Raw genomic sequence first — 3,876 nt, 5'->3', positions numbered from 1 at the left:
AAAATTGTTGGCCTCATTTTGCCGCTGGTACTTATTTCCCAAGCTCTTGACGCTGGTCTCCAGCTGGTCAACCGAGTCCAGCTTCAAAAAGGTAACCGGAATGGCCTGCTTTTTAAAGGCAGCGCTGTACTGGCTCTTCAGGGTAGACACGGCGTAGACCTGGCTGGGGTTGAGGACCGCGATTTTTTCTAGACTAGGTGCCATGGGGCTGCCAACCGTCGGCAGCTTTTGGTAGCGCTTGGGCAGAGCCGCCTTGGTCTTTGGCACGCCCACCAGGTCGATGTTCAATTTGGCAAAAATCTCCGCCAAGGCGTTGCTGGTCACCACGATCCGCTCCTCCTTGGCTGCTTTTTGATCTACATACTTTTTAGCTGCCAAGCCGCTGGCCGCAACCAGCAGGATCACTGCTAAAAAGGCGAGAATGATTTTTTGACTCTTTTTCATGATTAATACTACTTTTCTTTCTGCTTACTTTTCCGCATGAGATAAATGAGGCCGGCTAGGTCCAAGACAAACAGGCTGAGGACCAGGATGCTGCCAAACAAGAGGAAAAAGAAGTTGCGCTGGCTGGCGGCATTGACTGCTTGGTTGCACCGATTCAAGGACTGGGCCTTGGCGGCTAGGTCGTCTTCTTTTTTGTCCAGCTTTTTCTCTTTAGCCTTAACCTCATTTTCCAGGTCCAGGACCTGCTTGGCTACCGCGGCGTCGGAGCTAGAACCACTAGTGCTGGTCGCCGACGAACTTTGGCTAGACGCCGTTTTGGCAGCAGTCGCCGTTTTTTTCAAGCTCGGCAGGGAACTTTGGTCAAACTTGAAGCTGATCTGGTGGGTTGCCTGGTAGGTACCGGGCACGTCAATCTTGATTTTGGACGAGACCACTTGGGACAGGTCGCTGCTGTAGAAGCTGTAGGCGTAGTAGTAATAGCTGCTGTCCTTGGTCTTGTTTACGTTAACTGGCGCTTGCCCGGCCACTGACAAAACGGTCACCGGCCAGGCCGTCAGGGCCTTTTTGGTCTTAATGGTCATGGTGACCAGATACTTGCCATTTTGCACGGTCACTTCAGCTGGCCGGGCGTAGTAGCCTGAAGCCATGGAATTCTCATTAGTGCCGTATTTGTAGGTTTGGTAGTTGACTGACTGGGCGCTCGCTTTTTCCGCTGAAAAAAATCCTAGCAAAAGTGGCAGCAGCCAGGCAATTAGCCATTTTTTCTTAGTCATGCTTTTTAAACTTTCTCTTGTAAAGGTAGTAGCCCAAACCGCCGAGGCCAGTCAGGTTGGCCACAGACAGGATTAATATCAGGGGCAGGTATGGGTATTCGGCCAGCTCCTGCTGAGCCAATGTCCCGGCGGGAGCAGCCTTAACCTTGCGGACGCCGGCCCGCGCTTCTTTGATCGCCTGCACCGTTTTTGACTGAGACGGGCTTTGGCTAACCGCAGCTGATGCAGCTTCTGGCGTGCTCGTCGTTTCTTCTGAGTCAGCTGAATCTACGGTTGCTGGATCGCTGGTCGTAATTTGGTCAGTAGATGTATCTGCTTCGCTGCTTGTATCGGCACTAGTCGCTGGCGCAGCAGCGGAACTGGTACTGCTATTGACACTGCCAGGTGAAAACTTGAAGATCACGCTAAACAGTTGGTTGCTGATATTGGCAATCGGCACGCTCATCTTGATCTGCCCAGCCAGCTGCTTTTTAGCAAGGCTAGTCAGGTAAAAGCCGTACTGCCAGTAATCGTAGCCGCCCTGCTGGTAATGGCGGGTATTGACGACGGCTTGCCCGCCCATGCTGACGGGGGTGAACGTGGCGATCCCCGACTTGACCTTAACCGTCATGGTCACCAGGTAGCGGCTGCCCTGTTTAGCCACCGCAGCCTGGTGGGTGTAGTAGCTGTCGGCAATTGACAGGCCGGACTGGTCGCTCTTGTAAACGCGGTAAGACAAAGTATTGGGCGCGGTCGCTTGTCTAGTCTGGGTCTTTTTGGGCTGACTAGTCGTCTTAGTCGCTTTCTGGCTAGATTGACTAGTCGAGCTTTCTTCAGCCTTTTTCACGCCTTCTTGCCAGGGGGCAAAGTAGTAGTCAGCTTTCTCGCTAAAAGTCGTCCCGTTCATGGACAAGTCGACGGTCAAGATGCCAGGATTGGCCTTTAACAGATAGACCTTTTTGTCAAAAATTAGGTCAAAACTATTGCCATCTTTGGACAGGTTGGTCTTCTTGCCCTTGACTCCCTGCAGGCTGACGCCCTTTACCACCTGGCTGGTCGCCTTTTTGGCCATGGCCAAAAAGGACTTGGCAGCCGAGCTGCTAGCATCAACATGCACGGCAACCTGGGTCACCTGGTTGTCTTCGACGGTGATCGCGGCCTGCTGAATAAAGCTGCTGGCCGCCGACTTTTCGCTCGTGCCTGTCTTCAAGATGGTCATGTCGACGGTGTATTCAGCTGCGCTCGCCTTTTTTCCTCCCAAAAGCAGCATCCCCATCACCAAGAGGATGGTTAAGTACCATTTTTTCCGCATTGCTCCCCGCCCTTCATGTAACCGCTTATCAACACTCCAATTATAAGGGCTGGGGCCTATTAATTCAATAGTTTCATTAATTAAAGTATATTGCTTAAGCTCTTTAAAATTCTTTATTGACATATTTCACAGCTTATCAGATAATGATAGCGAATACAGGAATATTCTAATTTTGATTGAAGAGAGAAAAAAGAAATGAAGAAAACTGCAACTATCCTCGCCTCATTATCACTTGCTTTGGGCTTAGCAGCACCGCTCGCACCAGCTGTGCCAGCTTTGGCTGCAACGACCCAAACTACTACCAAGTCAGCCACTGTCGGCTTTAAGCTGTACAAGACTGGCACTACCGACGCTTCATCAGCCAGCCGCTTTTTGCCAAGCTCAGCTACCGTTTCTGGCGACACCCTGTCCCTCACGGTTTCTAAGGAATCAGCAGCCATGATCAAGTCCGTAACTATCAACGGCGTAGCTGGCGTAAGCACGACCAACTCTGATGGCTCAATTACTTTTGCCTTCGACAAGGCCTACAAGGCTGGTCAAGGTACGGTGACCTTCGTGGTAGCAACGCCAATGGGTCAAATGACCAACAGCGCCGACATCGTTTTTGACGCTCTGCCATTAACCGACGGTGCCTACACTGCCAGCGCTCAATACCTGAACGCTAGCGACACCACCAAGACTTCCATGGCCGCTTCATACTTGGCTAAAAACCTGAACGTGACTGTTGCCGGCGGCAAGGTAAGCTCAGTGAAGCTGACTGTTTCAGCAGCAGGCGCCGCCGTTTTGAGCAAGGTAACCATGAACGGCGTAGCCGGCACCCGCACTAACAACGCCGACAAGACTGCAACCTACACTTTTGCCGGCGACGCCTACAAGGAAGGCAAGGGTGAAATCAGCTTCGAGGTTAGTGCTCACGCAGGCTCAGCTGTGTCAGCTGTATTGGTTTTGGGCAGCTTAACCCCTGCTAAGGCAGCTACTGACACGACTAAGAAGACTACTGACACTAAAAAGTCCACTACCAAGAAGACTACTAAGAAGAAGGCAACCAAGAAAAGTACTTCAAAGAAGAAGTCCACTAAGAAGGCTGCCACTAAGAAGAAAGTAGCTAAGAAGAGCACTAAGAAGGCTGCTGCTAAGAAAAAGGCTGCTAAGAAGAGCACTAAGAAAGCCACTACCAAGAAAAAGGTAGCTAAGAAGAGCACCAAGAAGGCTGCTTCCAAGAAAAAGGTAGCTAAGAAGAGCACTAAGAAGGCCACTACTAAGAAGGCTGCTGCTAAGAAATAATTAATTTAAGCCAAGTCCAAATCGGACTTGGCTTATTTTTATCTTCATTTTCCCCCTGACAACGTAGCCACGGCTATTTTTCCG

At 50.8% G+C, this 3,876-nt stretch carries 4 protein-coding genes; 1 reads left to right on the top strand and 3 read right to left on the bottom strand.

Annotated features, from left to right (window positions below):
• The 3 genes from ACI4WN_RS01845 to ACI4WN_RS01835 all read right to left on the bottom strand — a co-directional run.
• A partial coding sequence (locus tag ACI4WN_RS01845; protein WP_439776731.1) for an ABC transporter substrate-binding protein occupies window positions 1–444 on the bottom strand: 444 nt, incomplete at its 3' end.
• Window positions 445–452: 8 nt separating this feature from the next.
• Window positions 453–1,217 carry an NEAT domain-containing protein gene (locus ACI4WN_RS01840; protein WP_439776730.1) on the bottom strand — a complete coding sequence of 255 codons (765 nt, stop codon included), beginning with the start codon at window positions 1,215–1,217 and terminating at the stop codon, window positions 453–455.
• The gene (locus tag ACI4WN_RS01835) at window positions 1,210–2,508 is read right to left on the bottom strand and encodes an NEAT domain-containing protein (RefSeq protein WP_439776729.1); all 1,299 of its coding nucleotides are present in this window, start codon (window positions 2,506–2,508) and stop codon (window positions 1,210–1,212) included. Before ACI4WN_RS01835 ends, ACI4WN_RS01840 begins: the two co-directional genes overlap by 8 nt.
• Before the next feature lie 195 nt (window positions 2,509–2,703).
• Between ACI4WN_RS01835 and ACI4WN_RS01830 the strand changes: the two genes are divergently transcribed.
• Complete coding sequence (locus ACI4WN_RS01830; RefSeq protein ID WP_439776728.1) at window positions 2,704–3,792, top strand: hypothetical protein; 1,089 nt, start codon at window positions 2,704–2,706, stop codon at window positions 3,790–3,792.
• Window positions 3,793–3,876: the final 84 nt, after the last annotated feature.

It is taken from the genome of Lactobacillus sp. (genome assembly GCF_051893255.1).
GTDB lineage: Bacteria > Bacillota > Bacilli > Lactobacillales > Lactobacillaceae > Lactobacillus.
This window is presented reverse-complemented; position numbering and strand designations above follow the sequence as displayed.